Consider the following 21,582-nt stretch of genomic DNA (forward strand, 5'->3'; position numbering starts at 1 on the left):
GGTGACGGCCGCAAGTAGGTGACTAATTGCGATCCTTGCGTGTGCGACTACCGCGTTCAGAGGACGAAACGCGTGAGGGTTTCCCGCGCCGGTACCCAAGCCTGGTCGAATTCCGCTCGCGTGATCTCGACGATCTGGTCGGTGTCCTCCCAGTCTCGGACGTCGCCCTCGGCCAGCACGCCGTAGCGATCTTCGTAGGCGGTCATGTCCGCGAGCTTGCCGTGGTCACGGAGGTGCATGACCTCATCAAGAGTCGCGGCCGACACCGGGAGGCGAAGCTCGCCTTGAAGGATCACCTGCCGTCGCGCCCAGCCGTCTTCGTCGATCTCCAGGAAAGTCACGGTGTCGTCGTCGGCCCAGAAATAGCGGATCCACTGCGTCACGGACACAGCATGCACCGAGAGACGCCAAGAGCCCGCGCAAGTAGGTGACTAATTGCGGGGGTTTACCCGGTAAACGACGGCGTCGGAGTTGCGGTACACCTCGGTCAGGAAGTTCAGCCCGTCCAGATCGCGCAGCCCGGCCTGGCGCGGGGCGCCGGTCGGGTAGCCGTACTGCCCGAGGATCACCCACCGCACGTTCAGCCGCGCCACCGCCGCCCGCACCTGGGCGTTCGACGGGTACTCGCGGAAGTGCCACTCCAGCAGCCGCGCGTCCGACGGCGCCAGCGTCTCGTCGAAATGCCCGGAAGTCGTGCGGACGCCGGAGAGCGCGTAGGTCCACACGGTCCCGTCCAGCCGGTCGTTCACCGCGCGCTCGCCGGGTTTCGCGAACTCGGCGAGCTTCTCCATCGCGACGACTTCGTCCGGGCTCACCGGCAGTTTGTGCGGGTCGACGCCGGGCGTGTTCGCGTAGCCGGGCGCGACCTTTTCCGCGTTGGACGGCGCATAGAAACCGTTGCTCAGGAAGGCGAACCCGCCGAAGACCACCACCGCGACGACGAACGCGGGCACCTTCCGGTGTGCCACGTTGTCCCGCAGCCACGCCTGCGACTCGGCGAGGCCGTGTGCCGCGATGATCGACAGCGGGATCGCCGCCATCGACATGAACCGGTACGGGTCGTTCCACCACGGCCGCGACAGCGCCAGCACGAGAGGGTGCTCCGAAGACGTCACCGCGATGTAGGCGAGCCCGGTGAGCAACGCCGTCACGCCGATCCAGCGCAGCGCGCCCGCGCGCGAGAAGAAGATGAAGCCCAGCAACAACGTGACCGAAAGCCAGATCTGCGGATGGGGCTCGTAATGCTGGAACCCCAGCAGTGCGCCGAGCGCCGTCGTCGCCCGCCATTCGACCGGCCAGCTGCGGTAGGGCACGTCGCCGCTCGCGAGCCCGATCGCGCCGAACAGTTGCAGCCACGCCACGACGACCGCGCCGGTCCCGACGATCGCCAGCGCGCGCAGGTCCCGGCCGATCCGCCGCCACCGTTCACCGGGCGCGAGCCAGCGTTGCAGCAGCAGCGGACCGGCGAACAGGATCGCGCCGAACAACGCCGACGAATGCACGCACAGCAGTCCGACGGCGCTCACCAGCAGCACGAAGCCGGTGTCGGGCGCCGGCCGGTCGAGGTACCGCTTCACCGCGACGGCGGCCAGCGGGGTCAGCGCGAGGCCGAGCAGGAACGGGAGCAAAGGTCCCCTGCTCATCGATTCGTACAGGCCCATCACCGGCGCGATGGAGACGAGGGCGACGGCGCCCGCGAACACCGCGCGCCCGCGGAACACGCGCACCATCGTGACCAGCGACAACGCCAGCAACGCCGGTAGCAGCGCGGTGTTCACGTCGAGGGCCAGCGGGATGCTCGCCGGGCTGAGCAGGTACACCACGGACGCGAGCAGGTGGTACGCGTTGGGGTAGAACACCGGTGCCGCGTCGCCGTACCAGTTGACCTCGCCGGTGCCGAACAGGCTCCCGTCCCCGGTTTCGGCGATCTGCCGGACGCCGTTCGCGTGGTACACGGCGTCGAACCCCTGCGGGATGGCGTCCAGCCTGCCCATCCCGCGCACCACCGCGTACATCCCGACGGCGGCCGCGAGCAGCACGCACGCCCCGACGGCGAAGTGCCCGGCCCGCCCCCACAGCGGTTCTTCCGGCGCGGGCGGCCATTTGCGCAGCGTGAGCCGTCGCAGGCCGTACGCCACTCCGGCGAACAAGGCCGTCGCCACCGCGTACGTCACCGGGGTGAACGGGAGTCCCAGCGCGGCCGCCCACGGCCCGGCGAGACCGCCGATCGCGTAGCTCAGCAACGGCGTCACCCCCGCGAGCACCCAGCCGCGCAGGCCGGCCGCGAGGCCGGTGAGCAGGCCGGGGAGGCCGATGACGAGCAGCGCGACGCACACTGTGAGGACGTCGGCCGACAGGGCGGTGTGGGTGGGCACGGGCTTCCTCGGGGGTGGGGAATCCGCACGGAACCCGCGGGTGCGGAACGGAATGGGAAGCCAGATTAACGACCGAGGGCCGTTACCCGAAGGAGTCACATCCCCACGGGCAAAACGGCGGAACGTTGCCTACTTTGTGCACACTTGCTGGACCGTTCGTGTCAATTGACTGCGCCGAAAGAAACACATCGGCGCGGTGATCGATACTTGACCGTAGTCTTTCGCACACGGAGTGGCTCGGCCCGGGAGGGTGTGGGATCAGGTGGTGATCGCGCTCGTCGTCGCCTGGCTCGTGGTCGCGCTCTTCGTCATGGTTGCCTGGCCGAAGATCGGCACCGACCGCGGTTGGCGTGCCGCCGCGCTGACGCTCACCCTCGTTTTCTCGCTGCTGCATCAGCTGGTGTTCTCGACCATCGCCGAAGACGCGTACATCACCTTCCGGTACGCCGAGCACATCGCCGACGGCAATGGCCCGGTGTTCAACACCGGCGAGCGGATCGAGGGTTACGCGAATTTCCTCTGGATGATCCTCATCGCGTTGCCGAAGGCGGCTTTCGGGGCCGATATCGAAACCTCCGCGAGAGTGCTCAGCATCCTCTCCGCCCTCGGCGCCGTCCTGCTCGCGTATGTGACGGTGAACCGGGTGGTCGCGAGGGCCGTAGGCGAGCCGCGGCCCGCCTACGGGGTGGCCGCCGCGGTGCTCGTCGCGGGCGCGGGCGGCCTTGCCGCGTACGGCGGATCCGGCACCGAGACGCCGTTGTTCGTCCTGCTCGTGTTCGGCGTCTTCGCCTCGCTCGCGGCCCGGCGTCCGGTGGTCGCGGGGGTGCTCGTCGCGTTCGCGATGATGACGCGCCCGGCCGGGCTCCTGCTCGCGGTCATGGTCGGGATCTGGCTGGTCATCGCCGCTTTCCGCGGCCGATACACCTGGTGGTCCCCGGCGGGCTGGCTGCTCGGCGGGCTGGTCTTCGTCGTGCCGTGGACGGCGTGGCGGGTCACCTACTACGACCACGTCCTGCCGACGTCGGTTCTCATCCCCTTCGACCTCGATGTCGGCGGCAGAATCGACCACGGCTGGCAGTACTTGTCGGGCTTCTCGGTGGCCCATCAAGGGTTCCTGCTGCTCGGCCTGATCGCGGCGGTGGCGCTGCTCCTGCGCCGCACCGGAAGGACTCCGCACGAGGCCGAAGCCAGGTCGCTGACCTGGCTGATGCTCGTCACCGCCGTCGCGCACACCGCGTTCGTGGTGTTCTTCGGCGGTGACGCCGGACCGGCCTGGCGACTGCTGGCGCCGATCCCGCCGCTGCTGTCGGTGGCGGCGGTGTCGGTCTACGGCGTGCTGACCGCGGCCGCGAAACCGGCTCCCCGCCCGCGGCTGCCGGTCCAGCGGCTGATGCCCGCCGCCGCGGTGGCGTTGTCCGGGCTCGCGGTGCTGGTCTCGGTGTTCAGCCCGGAAATGCTCGCCCGCGTGCGTGCCTGGCACGACCACGGCGCGCAGATGGAGGAGATCGGCCGCTGGCTCGACGGCTATCTGCCGCCCGGTTCGGTGGTGAGCACGTCCGCGCCCGGCGTGCTGTCGTACCACGCCGGGACGCAACTGCAGATCGTCGGCGTCCGTGGCCAGGCCGAGGAAGCGGGTGAGGCCGTCGTCTCGCGGCGGCATCCGACGATCGCCGTCATCACCGACAGCGGTTACTCGGCGAAGCAGTCCTGCGTGATCGACCCGGCGTACGCGGCGAGGTACCGCGTCGCGACCTTCGCGCGTGAAGGAACCTCGTCGTGGCTGACCGTGTTCCTGCGGGCGGACGTCGAGCGGTCGGTCAGATCGGCCCTCGACCGCTCACCCGATTTCCGCCACGTACCGTGCCCTTCGTGAGTGTCGACGAACGCGTTTCCCCTAGCCGACCAGCAGCGCTTGAAGCATCGTCGCGTCTGTTCGGTCTCTCCGTGTTCGCCGCCGCGCTCACCGTGCTGCTGGTTCGTTTCCTCGTGCCGCGGCCGGTCGGGATGGCCGACAACGGTGACGGTTTCCGCGTGCTGTGCGGCGCGGGCATCCCGTGGAAGGGCAAGCCGGAGGGGTTCGTCCACCTCGCCTACACGGTCCCGGCAGGCGAATGCGACGCCACTTATCTCCTGACCCAGAGCTGGTTCGCGCGGATCGCGCGGTCGATCGGCGATGTGCTCGGCCTCGAATCGACGCTCAGCCTGGTCGTTCTCGGCGTGCTCACCAGCGTCCTCGCCGCCGCGGCGGTCGCGTTGATCGTCGTCGGCCTGCCGTACTCGCGCCGCGTCCGCGGTTTCGCGGCCTTGGGGTTGCTGCTGGTCGTCGCGGACTCCGCGTTCTTCGGTTACTTCGCCTCTGTGCTCGGCGAAGGTGCCGCCTTCCTCGGTCTCCTGCTCGCCGTCGGCGGCTTGCTGGTGGCCGCGAGGCCCGGCTGGTGGCGTTACGCGGGCCTCGCCGTGCTGCTGTTCGGCGGCGTGATCGCGGTCAACGCCAAGGTCCAGACGCTGATGATCCTGCCGTTGCTCGCGCTCGCCGCCCTGCTCGTCCGCCCGGCGGATGTTCGCGGCCTGAAGCGCTGGCTTCCCGTGGTGTTCGTCATCGGCGCGCTCGCCGGAGGTACGGCTTACGCGCAGCAGACCGTCGAACCGGCGAAGCTGCCCGACGGCTCTCTCGCCGCGAGGCCAGGCGACGATTCGCGTGAGATCAACATGTTCAACACGATCTTCCTGACCATTGTGGACGGTCGGCACGACACCCGAGCTGACCTCGCCGCGCTGGGGCTGCCCGCCTCGTTCGGCCAGTACGCGGGCAACGGCTGGTGGCATCCGAAACCCGCGACGCTGGATCCCGAGTACCCGAAGTACCGCGAACAGATCAGCAGGCGCAACGTCGTCGAGTACTTCGCGACGCATCCCTTGCGCACCACGGAAATCCTGAACCGCGCGGCGGGCGACCTGCTCACCGCGCGGCCGCCCTACCTCGGCAGCTTCGACCGGGCGGCGGGCTTCGCCCCGGAAACACAGGAATATCGCGTCCCGATCGTTTCGACCGTGACGAAACTGCTGTCGCCACTGGGTTTCTTCGCCCTGCTGCCGATATGGGCACTGATCGCGTGGCGCGGCTGGAGGACGCGGCGCGAGGCGGTGGGCGTCACGCTGGGATTCCTGCTCGCGGTCGCCGTCGGTCAGTTCGCGCTGGCCGCGCTGGGCGACGGCTTGGAGAACGTCAAGCACCAGGTGATCGCGTTGTTCTGCACGGTGCTCGGCGTCGCCCTGGCGCTGGTGACCTTCGCGCGGCGAGAACGCTCTGAGTGATGTGACCTACGCGACCGTAGGTTGGTTACCCTACGGTAGCGTAACCTGGACGAATGGCTGAGCTCGTTTACCCGCCCGTCATCATGGCGGCGAAGCTGATGTTCCGGGTGCTGGACAACCGCATCCGGGTGGAGGGGACCGAGCACATCCCGTCGACGGGTGGGGCGGTCATCGCCTGCAACCACGTGAGCTACCTCGATTTCATCTTCTGCGGGCTCGGCGCGCAGCCGGCGAAACGCCTGGTCAGGTTCATGGCGAAAAAGGAGATCTTCTCCAACCGCGTCGCCGGACCGCTCATGCGCGGGATGCACCACATCTCCGTCGATCGCGGCGCGGGCCTCGCGTCGTACCGGGAAGCCGTCGAGCGCCTGAAGGCCGGAGAGGTCGTCGGCGTGTTCCCCGAAGCCACGATCAGCCGGTCTTTCACCGTGAAGGACATCAAGTCCGGCGCCGTCCGGATGGCCGCCGAGGCCGGAGTCCCCGTCGTGCCGATGGCGCTGTGGGGCACTCAGCGGCTGTGGACCAAGGGCCGCCCGAAGGACCTCACGAAGCGCCACGTGCCGATCTCGATCCTTGTCGGCGAGCCCATGCACCCGAAGGCCGACGAGGACGCCGAAGTCCTTTCGAAGGACCTTCGCGTGCGGATGTCCGCCCTCGTGGACCGCGTCCAGGCCGGCTACCCGGCCAAGCCGGACTCCGACGACGAGCGCTGGTGGCTGCCCGCGCACCTCGGCGGCACCGCGCCGACCCCGGAAGAGGCCGCGAAGCTCGACCGCGAAGGCCGCTAGACCGCCTGTGCCGTCCGTCTGATCACGCGTGTCGTCCGTCCAGTCACGCCCGAGCCGTCCGTCCCGTTACGCGTGTCCAGATGGACGTCACGACCTAGAACCAGCGCTCGAGCACCTGCGCGACGCCGTCCTCCGAGTTCGGCGCGGTCACCTCGTCGGCGACGTCCAGCACGTAGCGGTGCCCGTTGGCCATCGCGACACCGTGCCCGGCCCAGCCGAGCATCTCGACGTCGTTGGGCATGTCACCGAACGCGATCACCCGCTCGGCCGGGACGCCCAGCCGCTCGGCGACTTCGGCCAGCCCGGTCGCCTTCGTGATGCCGTGCGCGGCGACCTCGATGAGGCCGCTGTTGGTCGAGTAGGTGATGTCGACCGAGCCGTCGAGCACCTCGCGCGCCGCCCGCGCCATCTCGTCGGAGCTCATGCCGCGCCTGCTGATCAGGAGTTTGATCGCCGGATGCCCGAGCACCTCGGCCCTCGGCGCTTCCGCGCCCTCGTGGTTTCCCCACGGATTGTGGTAGTCCGGCTCGATCACGAAACTGCGCGTGCCCGGATCCTGAGCTGACTCGCCGACCCGTTCCGCGGCGTACCGGCAGCCGGGAAGAGCGTGATCAAGAGCACTGACGGTGTCGTGCAGCAGCTGGGGTTCGAGGAGGCCGTGGATCGCGACGATCCGGTCCGTCCCGATCTCGTACAGCACCGCGCCGTTCGCGCATACCGCGTACCCGGTCAGGTCCAGCGGGTTCGCGATCGGGGCGATCCACCGCGGCGGGCGGCCGCTGACCAGCACGAACGGCACTCCGTCCTCGGTGACCCGCCGGACGATGTCGTTCGTGCGATCGGACAGGGTCTCCATCGGACCGAGCAGGGTGCCGTCGACGTCGGAGGCGATCAAGAGGGGTTTGTCCACCGGCGCATTGTCCCCGATGATCCGCCCATCGGGCGAAGCCGCGCTTCGCGGTACCTTCCGGGGTGTGCGCGTAGGCATCGTGATCCTTCCGGAAGATCGTTGGTGGGCGGCCGAGCCGAAATGGCGGGCCGCCGAGGAATACGGCTTCGACCACGCTTGGACGTACGACCACCTCGGCTGGCGGAATCTCGTCGACGGCCCGTGGTTCAGTGCGATGCCAACGTTGACGGCGGCCGCGATGGTGACGTCGCGGATCAGACTCGGCACCTTCGTGGCTTCGCCGGTCGCGCGGCACCCCGTGCCGTTCACCCGCGAGCTGACCACCCTCGACGACATCTCCGACGGCCGCTTCATCCTCGGCGTGGGCGCCGGCGTCCCGAACACGAATTACGACGCGACCGTCCTCGACGGCCCCGAGCTGTCGGTCAAGGAGCGCACGGACCGCTTCACCGAGTTCGTCGAAGCGCTCGACGGGCTGCTGATGACCGACGGTTTCGATTTCGAGGGCGAGTACTACCGGGCCAAAGGCGCACGGAACCTGCCTGGCTGCGTGCAGCGGCCGCGGCTGCCTTTCCTGGTGGCCGCGAACGGCCCGCGCACGATGACGCTCGCCGCGCGGTTCGGTGCGGGCTGGGCCACCACCGGCGTCAAGGCGGACACCCAGGACGAGTGGTGGAAGGGCGTCGCGGGACTCGTGAAGACCTTCGACGAGCGGCTCGACGCCGTCGGCCGGGACAAGGCGGGCGTGCAACGCTTCCTGAGCCTCGACTCGGCGCCGGTCTTCTCGCTCTCCAGCGTCGGCGCGTTCACCGACGCGGCCGGGCGGGCCGAGGAACTCGGGTTCACCGACATCGTCACGCACTGGCCGCGGTCCGGCGACTACTACGTCGGCCGCGAGTCGACGCTTGAAGAGGTCGTCAGCGACGTACTCCCAGTACTCCAGGGAAGAAGTTCTTAGGCCGTTCGGGTGACGTTGGCGGGCCGGGTAAACCAGTTCCGCCCCATGGTCGTCTGACAGACAAGTACAGCGAGTGGGTGTGGCCGAAGTCGGCTGCCCCTCATGGGTCACCCCGGGGGTGAATGGGGGACTGAGGCTCGCGTGGTCGCGGCAGGGGCAGTCCGCGACCACGCGAGCCTTTATCTTTGGCCGCGATTCGGGTGTCCGGATCCGGGACTCGCGTGATCGGAGACGGAACTCCGTGATCTCGAATGCAATGAAAGGCCCCTTCATAGCAAAATTTGCTATGAAGGGGCCTTTCATTGCACTGGCGGGAGAAAGACCTCAGCGGGTCAGGGTGTAGATCGACGCCCCCGCGTTGCCGAAGTCCTTGCGCAGGAAGTTCAGTCCGTCCAGGTCACGCAGCCCCGGCGCCGGCGGCTCGCCGATCTTGATCGGCGTGCTCCCGATCAGCACGTGCTTGATGTTCAGCCGCCTGACCGCCGCCCGCACCTCGGGGTCGGTGTCGTAGTCGCGGAAGTGCAGCGCCAGGTACTTCGCGTCCGGCGGCGGCACGCCCGGGTCGTAGTGCCCGGCGACCGGGTGGATGCCGGTGATCGCGTACAGCCAGGCCGTCCCGTCGAAGCGCTCGTTGAGCACCTTCTCGTCCGGTCCGATGTTCATCTTGGTCAGCTCGTTCATCGCGGCCAGTTCGTCGGCGCTGACCGGCGGCGTGACCTCGCCCTCCGGCCCGTTGTAGTACAGGAACGACACCGCGTGCGCGTTCGACTCGGTGTAGAAGCCCTTGGTCAGCACGGCCGACGCGGCGACGACGAACACGGCGGTCGCCAGCCCGAGCCGGGCGGGCAGGGCGGGCCTGCTCTTGACCAAGGAGCGCCCGCTCGCCCACTTCGCGAACCAGCGCTGCAGTTCCGCCATCCCGTGCCCGGCCAGCAGGCAGAGCGGGATCGCGGCGAGCGCCATCAGGCGGTAGCGGTCGTTCCACCACGGCCGCGACAGCGAGATCACCCACGGTTCGGCGCCGAACGAGGCGACCAGCACGAACAGCGCCGAGAAGCCCAGCGCGGCGAGCCCGATCCAGCGCATCCGCCCGAGCCGGAACAAGCTCAGGACGCCGATGACCAGCAACACCGTCAGCCACACCTGCGGAGCGCTCAGCACCTGCCGGAAGGTCACCAGCAGCGCCAGCGACTTCAGCACCGGCAGTTCCGAACCCCACGCGTAATAAGGGTATGAACCCGAAGTGAATTTCAGGGCGCCGAGGATGTGCGGGGCCGCGAGCAGCGCGCTCCCCACCATCACCGGCACCATCTTGACGACGTCGCCGCCGATGACCCGCCAGCCGCCGCGGCCTTCCGGCACGCCGTCGAGCCGTTTGTGCCGCAGCGCGCGGTACCAGCGCTGCACCACCACCGGGAAGGCGAACAGCAGCGCGCCGAACAGCGCCGACGAGTGCGCCGCGAGCAGGCCGACGGCGGTCAGCGCGAGCACGTAGCCGGTGTCGAGGCCGGGCCGCGCGAGGAAGCGGGCCAGCGCGACCACGGCCAGCGGCGTCAGCACGATCCCCAGCGCGAACGGCAGCAGCCCGCTGGACACCGATTCGTACGCGCCGGTGGTGGCCGCGGCGGCCACCAGCGCGGTGCAGCCCGCGAACACCGCGCGCCCGCCGAGCTGGCGGATCAGCGCGACCATCGACAGCGCGAAGATCCCGGCGACCGGCATGGTGATGGCGTTCAGCGTGACCGGGATCGTCGTCCCCGAAATCGAGTACACGAGCGAGCCGACCAGGTGATACGCGTTCGGGTAGAACGAACCGTCCGGGTACCAGTTGACGGTGCCCATGCCGGTCAGCGAGCCGTCGCCGGTCTCGGCGATGTAGCGGATGCCGTTCGCGTGGAACACGGTGTCCCAGCGCTGGAAGACCGCCGTCGTGCCGCCGCGGGCGGAGAGCACCACGAGGATCGAGATCCCGACGGCCAGCGCGACGCAGGCGGCGACGGCGTAGTGCGCGCGCGGGTGCCACTTCGTCGGCGGCTCCTCGGAGCCCGCCTTGATCCAGCCTCGGTTCTGGCCGAGCTTCCGCAGGCCGAAGCCCAGTCCGGCGAGCACGGCCGTGACGCCCGCCACGGTCAGCGGGTTGTACGACACACCGGCGAGTGCCAGCCACGGACCGGCCAGTCCGGTTACCGTGTAGGACAACAGCGGGGCCAGGCCTGCCAGGGCCCAGCCGCGCAGGCCCGCGGCCCGGCCGACGAGCCCGCCGGGGATCGCCAGAACGGCCAGGTAGGTCAGGGTCGCACCGAAGTACGACCAGAAGGTGTCCGGAGTAGGCACTGCTTCCTAAATGTGTCTGTCGAAGGTGAAAATCGGTGCTCGGTGCAGGGCGCGCTGGCGACGTGCGTACCCTCGACGCCCGTGAGCGCGCACACGAACCCCGACAAGATTACTGAAGCCGATTTCACCGGCTACGACCTCATCGTGGTCGGGTCCGGTTTCTTCGGGTTGACCGTTGCCGAACGGGCCGCGGCCGAGCTCGGCAAGAAGGTCCTCGTGCTGGAGCGGCGCCACCACCTCGGTGGCAACGCCTACTCCGAAGCCGAGCCCGAGACCGGGATCGAGGTGCACCGTTACGGTGCGCACCTGTTCCACACCTCCAACAAGCGGGTGTGGGAGTACGTCAACCGCTTCACCGACTTCACGAACTACCAGCACCGGGTCTTCGCCAAGGTCAAGGACCAGGTCTACTCCTTCCCGATGAACCTGGGCCTGATCAACCAGTTCTTCGGCAAGTCGCACACGCCCGACGAGGCGCGTGAGCTGATCGCCAAGCATGCGTCGGAGTTCGAGACCGCGAACGCGCAGAACCTCGAAGAGAAGGCGATCTCGCTGGTCGGCCGTCCGCTGTACGAGGCGTTCATCCGCGGCTACACGGCCAAGCAGTGGGAGAACGACCCGAAGAACCTCGGCGCCGACATCATCACCCGGCTCCCGGTCCGCTACACCTTCGACAACCGGTACTTCAACGACACCTACGAGGGCCTGCCGGTCGACGGCTACACCGCGTGGCTCGAGAAGATGGCCGAGCACGAGAACATCGAGGTGCGGCTGAACGTCGACTACTTCGACGTCCGCGAGCACATCCCCGCCGGCACCCCGACCGTCTACACCGGGCCGCTGGACCGCTACTTCGACTACTCCGCGGGCCGCTTCACCTGGCGCACCGTGGACTTCGAGTCCGAGGTCGTGGAGACGGGCGACTTCCAGGGAGCCTCGGTCGTCAACTACAACGACGAAGAAGTGCCCTACACCCGGATCATCGAGTTCCGGCACTTCCACCCGGAGCGCAAGCACTACCCGAACGACAAGACGGTCGTGTTCCGCGAGTACTCCCGGTTCGCCGGTGAGGCCGACGAGCCGTACTACCCGATCAACACCCCGGACAACCGCGAGAAGCTCGAGGCCTACCGCGAGCTGGCGAAGACCGAGGCCAAGGAGCGCAACGTCCTGTTCGGCGGCCGTCTCGGTACCTACAAGTACCTCGACATGCACATGGCCATCGGTTCGGCGCTGACCGCGTTCGACAACAAGATCGCGCCGCACCTGACCGATGGCGCGCCTCTCGACGGGTCCCTCGATGCTTGAGAAGGGCGCTCCCACCGGCGAGGTGGCGGTTCTTTCGAAGGCTCAGGGCGTCCTGAAGAGTGACGTCACGGTCAAGGCGGCACGGGGTCTTTCGCACTTCGGCGAGCACAGCGCGGGATGGTTCGCGCTGGGGCTCGTCGGGGCCGCGGTCGACAAGAAGCGCCGCAAGGACTGGCTGGTCGCGGCGGCGGGCGTCGTCGGCGCCCACGCCGCGTCCATCGCGGTGAAACGCGTGGTCAGGCGGCCGCGACCGGACCACCCGAGCGTCGAGGTCCTGGTCTCCACGCCGAGCAAGCTGAGCTTCCCGTCCTCGCACGCGACCTCCACTACGGCGGCGGCGGTGCTCTACTCCGGATTGACCGGGCGTAACCTGGTCCCGGCCCTGGTACCGCCGATGCTGGCCTCCCGGCTCGTGCTCGGCGTCCATTACCCGACCGACGTTCTGGCCGGAGCGGCCCTAGGGGGCATAGTCGGCGGCTTGATACGTAGGAAGCTGAAGCGACGATGAGTGAAACGACCGAGAAGGCCGATTCCAAGCCTGACGACGTAGAACCCGTGGCCGAGGCCGCCGAACCGAAGAAGGTCGCCGGAGGTCTCGTCGGCGGCATCATCAAGACGGCACGCCCGCGTCAGTGGGTGAAGAACGTGCTGGTGTTCGCCGCACCGTTCTTCGCCTTTTCGAAGTCGACGGACCGGACCGGCCTGCTGATCGCCGCGCTGATCGCCTTCGCGGCGTTCTCGCTGGTGGCCTCCTCGGTCTACCTCATCAACGACGCGATCGACGTCGAGGCGGACAAGGCCCACCCGACCAAGCGGAACCGGCCGATCGCGGCCGGGATCGTGCCGGTGCCGGTGGCCTTCGTCGCGGCGGGCGTGTTCTTCGCCGCCGGCCTCGGCATCTCGTTCCTCGCCAGCTGGCAGCTCGCGGTCGTGCTGGCAGTGTACGAGGCCGTCCAGCTCGGCTACTGCTTCGGCCTCAAGCACCAGCCGGTGGTCGACCTGGCCATCGTCGGCTCGGGCTTCCTGATGCGGTCGATCGCCGGTGGCGTGGCCGCGGGGATCGCGCTTTCGCAGTGGTTCCTGCTGGTCACCGCGTTCGGCTCGCTGTTCATGGTGGCGGGCAAGCGCTACGCCGAGATCATGCTCTTCGAGCGCACCGGCGCGAAGATCCGGTCTTCGCTCAAGAAGTACTCGGCGAGCTACCTGCGGTTCGTCTGGGCGACGTCCGCGGCGATCCTGATCATGTCGTACTGCCTGTGGGCGTTCGAGATCCGCCAGGTCGAGCACGACTCGGTCTGGGCGGTCGTCTCGATGGTCCCGTTCGTGGTGGCCGTGCTGCGCTACGCCGTCGACGTCGACGGCGGCAACGCGGGCGAGCCGGAGGAGATCGCGCTCAAGGACCGCGTGCTCCAGGTGCTCGGCGCGAGCTGGGTCGTCACGCTGTTCCTGTCGTTCTATCTCTGATTCGACAGCTCACGCACAGCGCATCCATAGGAAGCGCACGCATCCTCGGTGATGGGGGCGGGCACGCAGCCCGCCCCCATCTACTCGAGGAGCGAAAGATGAGCGACCCGCAGCGGCCGTCCGAAGACGAGGACAAGACGGTCGAGCAGCCCGCCGTGGGCGACGAGACCCCGAAGAAGCCCGCCGAGGCTCCCGCCGCGCCCCCTCCGGTGCAGCAGGTCCCGCCGAAGAAGGGCGGTTTCCGCCGCTTCGCCGGACACCGCGCGACGCAGCTGGTCGCGGTCGGCGCCCTCGGCTTCATCCTCGGCGGCGGCATCATCGGCACCGCCGTCGGCCTGGCCTCCCGCGACGGTGACCGGCCCGGTTTCTCCCGTGAACACCGTGGTCATGGCGGTCCCGGCATGCACCGTGACTTCCGTGACGGCCCCGGAGACCGCGGCTGGCGTGACGAGTCCCACGGCAGGTAGATAACGGAATCATCACGTCGCCGTGTACGGTGTTCGTGATGCGAAGCGCCTCCGCCGATCTGCCCCAGGCTCCCGGTGCGCTGCCGGGAGCCGCCGTCCTTGCCCGGCCCTGGGTGCTCCCTGCCGGGGCGGCGGTGGCTTCGGCCCTGGTGTTCGTGCTGGTCAGCGGGCATTTGATCGACGACACGTACATCACGCTGTCGTATGCGAAGAACCTCGCCTTCCACGGCCACTGGGGCCTGATCGAAGAGGGCACCGCCAACACCGCGACGTCGCCGCTGAACGTCCTCGTGCTGGCGCTCGTCACCTTCATCGTCCGGGACGCCGTCTTCGCCGCCGGGATCGTCTTCGTCGCCAGTCAGGTGGCGCTCGTCCTCGGTCTGCGCCGCATCGGCGCCGCGACCGGCCTCTCCGGCTGGTTCGCCCCGCTGGCGCTGGGCCTGCTCCTGGTGAACCCGCTCCTGCTGTCGTCCGTCGGTCTCGAAGTCGCCCTCGGCGCGACGGCGGTCGTCTGGCTGATGGTGTTCCTGCACGAACGCAGTCCCGTCGCCGCGGGCGCGGTGATCGGCCTGATCGCGCTGATCCGGATCGATCTGCTGCTGATCGCCTTCGTCCTGTTCCTCGCGCGCCGCGAGTTCTGGGTGGGCATCTGGCGGATGACGTTCGCCGCGCTCGCGGTGATGCTGCCGTGGTTCCTGTTCAGCTGGCTGGTGCTGGGTTCGGCGGTGCCGGACACCCTGGTCATCAAGATCATGCAGCGATCGTGGGGTCATTTCAGCTTCACCAACGGCCCGCTGCTGTACTGGCGCAACTTCCCGCTCGCCGCGACGCTTTCCTTTCTGCCACTCGTCATCGGCGGGCTCGCCGGTCTACTGTGGACGTTCCATTTCCGGCGTGGTTCGGAACGGGCGAAGCAGCTGCTGCCGTTCGCGACGCTCGCGATCGCCGGCGCGGCGCACTATCTGGCCTACTGCTGGCTGAACGTCCCGCCGTACCACTGGTATTACGCGCCGAGCATCACCGGCGCGACGGTCTTCCTCGCCGCCGCTGCCTGCGCCGTACCCGGTCGCGCGCGGCTCGGTGCGGGGCTCCTCGCCGGTGCGTTCCTGCTCGTGAGCGCCGTCGCGTACGCGGCTCCTGAGTTGCCGCGCCGGTTCGCGCCCATCACCAGCAACCACGCCGCGTCCGACGAGTACCGCCGGATCGGCGCGCAACTGGGCGAACTGACCAAGGGACGCAAGGTGGAAAGCGCGGGCGAGGTCGGCGCGCTCGCCTACGCCTGCGATTGCGACATCGTCGACCAGTTCTCCGACCGCGGCTCGGTCGACCCGGCCATCGTCGAGACGAAGAACCGCAGCAGCGATCTCGGGAAGGCCCTGCTGGAGGCGAACTTCCGGTTCTTCGACCACAGCGTCCCGCCCGCGACCCCGGATCTGGTGCTGGCCACCACCCGGAAGACGCCGCCGCCGAACGCGCTGGCGACCTGGACGATCAGCTCGCCCTGGATGGGCACGCAGCAGCTCTACCTGCTCCCCGCGCGATGACCCCCTCGCAATTCGGCACCTGCTTGCGATAGTTCGCGATGCCGACCATCGCAACCTGGTGCCGAATTGCGCGGGTCAGCGGCGTGTGTCGGCCCGGGCCGCTTTGTCGACCGCCAGCTGGTCTCGCTGGAAGACCACGGAGCCGTCGGCGAAAGCGAACCGGAGCACCGGCCGCGGCGGGAAACTCCGCCCCAGGAACTGCGCGGACACCGACCGCACCACTCCCGACGGCAGCTCGTCGAAGGTCCGGAACGGCTGCGCGGGATCCTCGCCCTCCAGCATCCGCGCCGGGTACACGACGGCCAGCCGCCGATCGGACAGCGTCAGCCGCGCCTCACCGTGGCCACCGGCGAGGTGGTCCGCGAGCCGCGCGGCGGTCTGCTCCGCGGTCTGGGCGACGACCCAGTAGGCGATCGTCGGGTCATCGGTCCAGTCGGCTTCGAGGACGTCGGACGCGGGCAGCGGCCACCGCGGTTTCCCGGTCACCGCGGGGGTTTCCCGCGACGGTGAATACGGCAGCGTGAGCTTGCCGTCCAGCAACAGGCCGACGTACCCGTGTGCGGGCGGGCAGCCGATGATCAGGCGCTCGCCGGGCGCGAGCCAGAACTGGTGCAGTTCCCGTTCGACGATCTCGTCGACGGACTTCGCCGCTTTGGTGTCCATCAGCTCACCGTCAACGAATAGAGCCAGGCGAAATGCCGGGCATCGTCGCTGTAGAACAGGAAGTCCAGGCCCGATCCGTCTACAAAGGACGTACGAAGGCAAGGGGCCCGCTTCTTGCCGTGCTCGGCCACCGCGAAGCCGGCGATCCGGTCACGCGGGATTTCGGCGCACAGCACCATCTCACGCCGCGCGATCGGGACACCCGCGGCGTTGTCGCCGTAGGTCTTCGTGGTGATGATCGTGGCGATCTCCTTGCCGGTCTTGACCACGCCCTTGCCGAAGCCGATCGCCTTCCCGATGAACGACTTGCCGGCTTTCTCCGGCTCCGGTGGAACGGCCTTCTCCAGCATCAGCAGCCGTGCGCTGGTCAGCGCCCACAGCCGCGAAGGCGAGCCGCTCGTAGGCAGCTCTCGCAGCGCCGTATGCGCCAGACCGCACTGCTCGCCGAGCACGACGACCTGCGGCGATGGTGGGGCGGACGCCCCCGTTTCGTCTGCCCCGCCCAGCGCCGCGCTGACCACGTCGCCGGCGAAGTTCGCGGCGCCCGAGCCGAGCTTGCCCAACACGCTCTTCTTCGGCACACCCCACGGATCGAGGCCGCGTACGTCGTAGTTCACCGTCTGGCCGTACGCGGCCCACAACAACCGTTCGCCCTGACGCAGCGAAGGCAGGGCTTGCGACGCGGCCCCGAGCGGGGAGGCGAGATTCATTCTTCGATCGTGAACCCTCTGTCGGTCGCCGCGCGGCGCTCTTCCTCGGACGACGAATCCTGAGACTCGTGGTAGCCCGCCTTGACGCCCTGCTCGACGCCCAGTTCGGCCAGGTTACCGGCACTGCCGCGGAAAGCGGCCTTGCCGACACTGGTCGTCCCGCTCATGCCCATCGCCCGCAGCCCGGCTTCGGTGAGGTTCGTGGTGAGCGCGTCCGAGCCCTCGCCGCCGACGCCGTAGCGGTCCGCGAACCTGTTGGCGGTCTTGGAGGCCCCGGTCGCCGGATTGGCCTTCGTGACGATCTTGGCCAGCGGGTTCTTGTCGATCTGGTCGGCGAGCCGCTTCTGCAGCCAGTTGCCGTCGCGCAACCCTTCGGTGCGCTCGACGACCTTCTTCAGCGGCCCGTTGCGGAGCATCTTCAGGATGTCTTCGAGCTTGTCGATCAACGGCTTGAGCTTGCCGAGCAGCTGCTTGACCTTCATCCCGAGCCGTCCGCCGGTCACCGCGACCTGGCCGGCCGTGGCCGCGCCCGCCGCGCCGACCGAGGCGCCCGCCGTGATCCACGAGGCGGCCAGCGCGGCCAGCCACTCGATGATCAGGCCCATCACCAGTTCCTGGATGATGTCGATGACGATCTCGACGAACGCGTCGAACAGGTCGGCGGCGATCTCCAGGATCTGCTGCAGCCCGCGGACGTCGTTCGCGAACGCCTTGGCGCCGCCAGAGAACTCGGTCATCTGGCCGCGGAACGCGTCGCCCGCCTGGCCCTTCCAGGGCTCCTTGGTGGCGTCGGCCCGCTTCTGCTCGTGCTCGGCGACGCCGTCGAGCCATTTCGCCGTCTGCTCCCAGCCCTTGGCGGTGCTGCGCATCTGCTCGGGGTCACCGATCGCGGGTTCGAGCACCAGCTCGACCAGCGGGCTGATCACGATCCCGATCAGGAAGCCGAGCCCGTTGTCCAAAAAGGACTGTCCAGGGCTCGTCACGAGCTGAAGCTGTTCCATCCGCGCGTGCACGGTGGCGATCGCGACGTCGGGCGGGCTGCTCGCCCTGGCGACCTCCGAGGACGTGCTGATCCACGAGCTGCCGTAGCCGCCGTTCTGCTCCCAGAAACCCTTGCGGCCCGAGTCGCCGGCGCTGTTGAGGTCGCTCAGGCTGCCGGGGCCGCTGCCGCCGTCGTCCAGCCCGGCACCGAGTCCGGTGATGACCTCGGCGGTGCCCTGGTTGTGGTCGAGGTAGGTCTTCGCCGCGGTGGTGGTCTTGTCGGCGATCTGGTCCATGAAGGACTTCGCCTGCTCGGCGAGGTCCTGGCATTCCTGCAGGCCTTCGAAGTACTTGAACGCCATCAGCTCGCCGAGCGGGCCGAAGCAGTCGTCCGAGACCCTGGCCTGCTCCAGCAGGCTCGCGAGGCTGCCGAAGTTCCCCGAGGCCTCTTTGGACCCCGTGGCGTGCGCTGTGAGCGCTTCCGTCTGTACGCCGAAGCCGGTCACGAGTCCCTCCGCAGGATCGGGCCGCCGAAGTCGTCATCGTCGGCGGGAGCGGGGCGCGTCGGACGAGACGTGCGGACGGGCTGGTGGAGAGCAGGCCCGGCGAGGGATTCCGCGGGCGGGGGAGCACTCGGCCCGAGCGGTTCGACGTGGGCGTTGAACGCCTCTTTGAACTGTTCCGCGCGGTCGCCGAGGATCGGCTGGACGGTCTGCTGCATCGCGGCCGCCGCCTGCTGCGTCGCTTCTCTGATCGCGGTGAGGATCTCTTGCTGCAGCGCGGTATGCGTGCGGTTCATCGCCTTGGGGGACAGCTGGAGTCCCAGCAGCGCGCCGGACGGGGCGACGGTCACCGTCACCGAGCCGTCGGCGTTGCGCGCGGATCCGCGCAGCCCGGCGATCTTGTCCTTGAGTTCCGCTGCTTTGGCGGCCTGCTCCTGAAACGACCGGATGGCCGCGTCGAGCTTGGCTTCCTGGTCAGCCATCGATTCCTCTCAACCCGGGGACGGAGGCGTCCGTGCCCGGGTGAGACGAATGGCGTAGCGGGCTCGTTCCCTAGATCGGCAGTTTCCGGAAGATCGGCCGGGGCACGTGCCGCAGGGCCGACATGACCAGACGGAACGGCGCGGGAGCCCACACCAGTTCCTTGCCGGCGCGCGAGGCGTTGACGGCGATCTCGGCGACCTGCTCGGCGGTCTGCGCCAGCGGGGCGTCCTTGAGACCCTCGGTCATCTTGGTCTTCACGTGCCCGGGGCGGACGACGGTGATCTGCACGCCGAACTCGGACAGGGCCTCGCCGAGGCCCAGGTAGAAGCCGTCGAAACCGGCCTTCGTGGAGCCGTAGACGAAGTTCGACCGGCGGACCCGCTCACCGGCGACCGAGGACAGCGCGATGACCTTGCCGTGCCCCTGCTTCTTGAGCTTGTTCGAAAGCGCGACACCCACCGAAACCGCGGCCGTGTAGTTGACGGTCGCCGCCTCGACGGCCTTCGCGTGGTCCTGCCACAGCTCTTCCTGGTCGCCGAGCAGGCCGAACGCCACGACGGTGACGTCGATGTCGCCACCCTCGAACGCCTTGTCCAGCACGGCGGGGTGGGTTTCCATGGCCTTCGCGTCGAAGTCCACAGTGGATACTTCGGCGCCCTTGTCCTTCAGGCGCTGCGCGGCGGCGTCGAGCCGCGGCGACTGGCGTCCGGCCAACACGACTCGAAGGGGCTTCTCGGCCAGGTACTTCTCCGCGATCGCGAGCGCGATGTCGGAGGTGCCGCCGAGCAGCAGCAGGGACTGGGGGTTGCCCACAGCGTCGATCACAGTTCCAACCTTCGGGACATGTCAGAGGCGAAAACGCCTTCGGGGTCAACGGAAGCGCGCACCTTGCGCCATTCCTCGAGCCGCGGGTACATCTTCGCGAAGTTCTCCGCCGAGGTGCGCGAGTCCTTCGCCGTGTACAGACGGCCGCCGATCGCGAGCACGTCCTCGTCGAGTTCCTGGCAGAACCGGCTCAGCCCGTCCTTGATCGGGAAGTCGAGGCAGACCATCCAGCCGGGGTGCGGGAACGACAGCGGTGCCGCGTTGCCCTCGCCCATCTGCTTGAACACGTTGAGGAACGACACGTGCCCGGAGTCCGCGACCTTCTGGATGATCCGGCGCAGCGGCTCGTGCGCGTTCAGCGGCGTGCTGAACTGGTACTGCAGGAAACCCTTGGAGCCGTAGGCGCGGTTCCACTCGCCGAACAGATCGAGCGGGTGGTAGAAGGCGGTCAAGCTCTGGATCTGGTCGCGCGCGTTCTTCGCGGTCTTGCGGTAGTACAGCTCGCCGATCGCGGAGAACGACAGCTTGTTCGCGAGCCCGTTCGGGAACACGTCCGGCAGGGTCGCCAGGGTGCCCGGGTTGAACTTGAGCGGATCCGCCCGCAGCTTGGGCGGCAGTTCGTCCAGCTTCGCGAGCGAGCCGCGCTGGAACGCGGCGCGGCCGAGCTTCGCGCCCCGGGAGATCGAGTCGAACCAGCCCGAGGAGTACGTGTAGTTGTCCTCGGAGCCGTCGGTGACCAGCGCCAGGGTCTCGTCGAGGTTCGCCGTGCGCTGGATGTCGGCCTTGAAGTAGGCCGTCTCCGTCTTCGTCATCCGGATCTTGGCGCGGACGATGACGCCGGTCAGGCCGATGCCCGCGACGGTCGCCCAGAACAGCTCGGAGTCCGGGCCCTCCGGGGTCAGCGTGCGCACCTGGCCGTCGGCGGTGACGAGGTCCAGCGAAACGACGTGGTTGCCGAAGCTGCCCGCCGAGTGGTGGTTCTTGCCGTGGATGTCGTTCGCGATCGCGCCGCCGATGGTCACCTGACGCGTCCCCGGCAGCACCGGCACCCACAGGCCGTACGGCAGGCCCTCGCGCATCAGCTTGTCGAGGCTGACGCCCGCGTCGAGGTCGACGATGCCCGAATCCGGGTCGATCGAGTGGATGCGGTCCAGCGCGGTCATGTCGATGACCAGGCCGCCCGCGTTCTGCGCCGGGTCGCCGTAGGACCGGCCGAGACCGCGCGCGATGACCCCGCGTTCCCCGGCCTGCGTCACCGCGCGGGCGATGGTCTCCACGTCGGGGGTGCTCAGGACGTCCGCGATACTCGGCGACGTCCTTGCCCAGCCCATGAGCGTCTGCCGCTGTGTCTTGGGTGCTTGGGTCACGCCGACCAGGGTAACCACGCCGAACAATGCCCGGAACGTGACCCTGAAGTGCTCGCTTCTACACTTTGAGCATCAGCCCCAGCAGTTTATGAGGTAGAGCAGTGGTGGCGACCGACCCGAAAGCCGGCGTGACGGCAGCAGCGCCGTCCTCCCCTGGGCTGCTCGGGCAGCTCATCCGCTTCGGCCTCATCGGCGGCTTCTGCGCCCTGGTCGATTTCGGTGTTTACCAGGGGCTCCGTGCCCTCGGCATGGACGCGACGCCGTGGGTCGACATCGCCCGCGCGCTCAGCTTCATCGTGGGCACCACGACCGCCTTCTTCCTGAACCGCAAGTTCACCTTCGCCGGTGGACGCCAGGAGGGCGCACGTCAGATCGGTAGCTTCGTACTCCTGTACGCCGTGACGTTCCTCGTCGCCGTCGGCGTCAACCGCACGATGCTGCACGTCCTGCCCGAGTCGGCCTGGAAGGCCACCCTCGGTTGGGTCGTTTCGCAGGCAACCGCGACCGTGATCAATTTCGTCATGCTCAAGTGGGTCGTCTTCCGTGAGCCCCGCCCAGTCGTGTCAAGCACAGAGGAGAACTGAGGA

General features: G+C 68.5%; 20 protein-coding genes. 10 read left to right on the top strand and 10 right to left on the bottom strand.

Going from position 1 to position 21,582, the window contains the following annotated elements; genetic code table 11:
• Positions 1-56: 56 nt before the first annotated feature.
• Together DL991_RS02625 and DL991_RS02630 are read right to left on the bottom strand one after the other, a co-directional pair.
• Positions 57-383 (bottom strand): hypothetical protein, encoded by a 327-nt coding sequence (locus DL991_RS02625; protein WP_125780564.1) that lies wholly within the window; start codon positions 381-383, stop codon positions 57-59.
• Positions 384-431: 48 nt separating this feature from the next.
• Positions 432-2,375, bottom strand: coding sequence for a DUF6541 family protein (locus DL991_RS02630; protein ID WP_125780567.1), 1,944 nt, complete (start codon positions 2,373-2,375; stop codon positions 432-434).
• A 262-nt stretch (positions 2,376-2,637) separates the two neighbouring features.
• Here DL991_RS02630 and DL991_RS02635 point away from each other — a divergent pair, with 262 nt between their 5' ends.
• The 3 genes from DL991_RS02635 (at position 2,638) to DL991_RS02645 (ending at position 6,478) form a co-directional block, all read left to right on the top strand.
• Positions 2,638-4,248: a hypothetical protein gene (locus DL991_RS02635; protein WP_125780568.1), complete on the top strand. Its 1,611-nt coding sequence runs from the start codon at positions 2,638-2,640 to the stop codon at positions 4,246-4,248.
• Between the two features lie 71 nt (positions 4,249-4,319).
• Positions 4,320-5,690 carry a hypothetical protein gene (locus DL991_RS02640; protein WP_370305395.1) on the top strand — a complete coding sequence of 457 codons (1,371 nt, stop codon included), beginning with the start codon at positions 4,320-4,322 and terminating at the stop codon, positions 5,688-5,690.
• 53 nt (positions 5,691-5,743) lie between these two features.
• Entirely contained in the window at positions 5,744-6,478 is a 735-nt protein-coding gene (locus DL991_RS02645) for a 1-acyl-sn-glycerol-3-phosphate acyltransferase (protein ID WP_125780570.1), read from the top strand.
• Between the two features lie 94 nt (positions 6,479-6,572).
• Here the strand turns inward: DL991_RS02645 and DL991_RS02650 are convergent, their stop codons facing one another.
• Positions 6,573-7,373 (bottom strand): HAD family hydrolase, encoded by an 801-nt coding sequence (locus DL991_RS02650; protein ID WP_199753802.1) that lies wholly within the window; start codon positions 7,371-7,373, stop codon positions 6,573-6,575.
• A 79-nt stretch (positions 7,374-7,452) separates the two neighbouring features.
• On the opposite strand from DL991_RS02650, the gene DL991_RS02655 reads away from it, so the two are divergent.
• On the top strand, positions 7,453-8,346 hold the full coding sequence (locus DL991_RS02655) for an LLM class flavin-dependent oxidoreductase (protein WP_125780572.1): 894 nt from the start codon (positions 7,453-7,455) through the stop codon (positions 8,344-8,346).
• 324 nt (positions 8,347-8,670) lie between these two features.
• Here DL991_RS02655 and DL991_RS02660 read toward each other — a convergent pair whose 3' ends face one another.
• A complete protein-coding gene (locus DL991_RS02660; protein WP_125780574.1) occupies positions 8,671-10,680 on the bottom strand; it encodes a DUF6541 family protein in 2,010 nt (669 codons plus the stop codon).
• Between the two features lie 81 nt (positions 10,681-10,761).
• On the opposite strand from DL991_RS02660, the gene glf reads away from it, so the two are divergent.
• The 5 genes from glf to DL991_RS02685 all read left to right on the top strand — a co-directional run bounded on the left by glf (position 10,762) and on the right by DL991_RS02685 (position 15,463).
• On the top strand, positions 10,762-11,988 hold the full coding sequence (gene glf, locus DL991_RS02665; RefSeq protein WP_125780576.1) for a UDP-galactopyranose mutase: 1,227 nt from the start codon (positions 10,762-10,764) through the stop codon (positions 11,986-11,988).
• The gene (locus DL991_RS02670; RefSeq protein ID WP_125780578.1) at positions 11,981-12,496 is read left to right on the top strand and encodes a phosphatase PAP2 family protein; all 516 of its coding nucleotides are present in this window, start codon (positions 11,981-11,983) and stop codon (positions 12,494-12,496) included. Before glf ends, DL991_RS02670 begins: the two co-directional genes overlap by 8 nt.
• The gene (locus tag DL991_RS02675) at positions 12,493-13,452 is read left to right on the top strand and encodes a decaprenyl-phosphate phosphoribosyltransferase (protein WP_125780580.1); all 960 of its coding nucleotides are present in this window, start codon (positions 12,493-12,495) and stop codon (positions 13,450-13,452) included. The genes DL991_RS02670 and DL991_RS02675 overlap by 4 nt, the downstream gene beginning before the upstream one ends.
• A gap of 98 nt (positions 13,453-13,550) precedes the next feature.
• Positions 13,551-13,919 (top strand): hypothetical protein, encoded by a 369-nt coding sequence (locus DL991_RS02680; protein ID WP_125780582.1) that lies wholly within the window; start codon positions 13,551-13,553, stop codon positions 13,917-13,919.
• Positions 13,920-13,957: 38 nt separating this feature from the next.
• Positions 13,958-15,463 (top strand): hypothetical protein, encoded by a 1,506-nt coding sequence (locus DL991_RS02685; protein ID WP_199746216.1) that lies wholly within the window; start codon positions 13,958-13,960, stop codon positions 15,461-15,463.
• Between the two features lie 75 nt (positions 15,464-15,538).
• On the opposite strand, the gene DL991_RS02690 is transcribed toward DL991_RS02685, so the two are convergent.
• The 6 genes from DL991_RS02690 to DL991_RS02715 all read right to left on the bottom strand — a co-directional run bounded on the left by DL991_RS02690 (position 15,539) and on the right by DL991_RS02715 (position 20,995).
• Positions 15,539-16,126 carry a hypothetical protein gene (locus DL991_RS02690; RefSeq protein ID WP_125780586.1) on the bottom strand — a complete coding sequence of 196 codons (588 nt, stop codon included), beginning with the start codon at positions 16,124-16,126 and terminating at the stop codon, positions 15,539-15,541.
• A complete protein-coding gene (locus tag DL991_RS02695) occupies positions 16,126-16,836 on the bottom strand; it encodes a hypothetical protein (protein WP_125780588.1) in 711 nt (236 codons plus the stop codon). The genes DL991_RS02690 and DL991_RS02695 overlap by 1 nt, the downstream gene beginning before the upstream one ends.
• Positions 16,833-18,323 (bottom strand): WXG100 family type VII secretion target, encoded by a 1,491-nt coding sequence (locus tag DL991_RS02700; protein ID WP_125780590.1) that lies wholly within the window; start codon positions 18,321-18,323, stop codon positions 16,833-16,835. The genes DL991_RS02695 and DL991_RS02700 overlap by 4 nt, the downstream gene beginning before the upstream one ends.
• Entirely contained in the window at positions 18,320-18,802 is a 483-nt protein-coding gene (locus tag DL991_RS02705; protein WP_125780592.1) for a YbaB/EbfC family nucleoid-associated protein, read from the bottom strand. The genes DL991_RS02700 and DL991_RS02705 overlap by 4 nt, the downstream gene beginning before the upstream one ends.
• Before the next feature lie 70 nt (positions 18,803-18,872).
• Entirely contained in the window at positions 18,873-19,628 is a 756-nt protein-coding gene (locus DL991_RS02710; protein WP_125780594.1) for a decaprenylphospho-beta-D-erythro-pentofuranosid-2-ulose 2-reductase, read from the bottom strand.
• Positions 19,625-20,995, bottom strand: coding sequence for an FAD-binding oxidoreductase (locus tag DL991_RS02715; RefSeq protein ID WP_125780596.1), 1,371 nt, complete (start codon positions 20,993-20,995; stop codon positions 19,625-19,627). Before DL991_RS02715 ends, DL991_RS02710 begins: the two co-directional genes overlap by 4 nt.
• Positions 20,996-21,096: 101 nt before the next feature.
• Here DL991_RS02715 and DL991_RS02720 point away from each other — a divergent pair, with 101 nt between their 5' ends.
• Positions 21,097-21,579, top strand: a complete 483-nt coding sequence (locus tag DL991_RS02720; protein ID WP_125780598.1) for a GtrA family protein — start codon at positions 21,097-21,099, stop codon at positions 21,577-21,579.
• Positions 21,580-21,582: the final 3 nt, after the last annotated feature.

This window comes from Amycolatopsis sp. WAC 01375 (assembly GCF_003947325.1).
Lineage (GTDB): Bacteria > Actinomycetota > Actinomycetes > Mycobacteriales > Pseudonocardiaceae > Amycolatopsis.

Bases quoted from the DNA above. Each gene is read 5' to 3' on its own strand.
- DL991_RS02645 (WP_125780570.1), top strand. From the start codon at position 5,744: ATGGCTGAGCTCGTTTACCCGCCCGTCATCATGGCGGCGAAGCTGATG.
- DL991_RS02670 (WP_125780578.1), top strand. From the start codon at position 11,981: ATGCTTGAGAAGGGCGCTCCCACCGGCGAGGTGGCGGTTCTTTCGAAG.
- DL991_RS02675 (WP_125780580.1), top strand. From the start codon at position 12,493: ATGAGTGAAACGACCGAGAAGGCCGATTCCAAGCCTGACGACGTAGAA.
- DL991_RS02680 (WP_125780582.1), top strand. From the start codon at position 13,551: ATGAGCGACCCGCAGCGGCCGTCCGAAGACGAGGACAAGACGGTCGAG.
- DL991_RS02685 (WP_199746216.1), top strand. From the start codon at position 13,958: ATGCGAAGCGCCTCCGCCGATCTGCCCCAGGCTCCCGGTGCGCTGCCG.
- DL991_RS02690 (WP_125780586.1), bottom strand. From the start codon at position 16,126: ATGGACACCAAAGCGGCGAAGTCCGTCGACGAGATCGTCGAACGGGAA.
- DL991_RS02695 (WP_125780588.1), bottom strand. From the start codon at position 16,836: ATGAATCTCGCCTCCCCGCTCGGGGCCGCGTCGCAAGCCCTGCCTTCG.
- DL991_RS02705 (WP_125780592.1), bottom strand. From the start codon at position 18,802: ATGGCTGACCAGGAAGCCAAGCTCGACGCGGCCATCCGGTCGTTTCAG.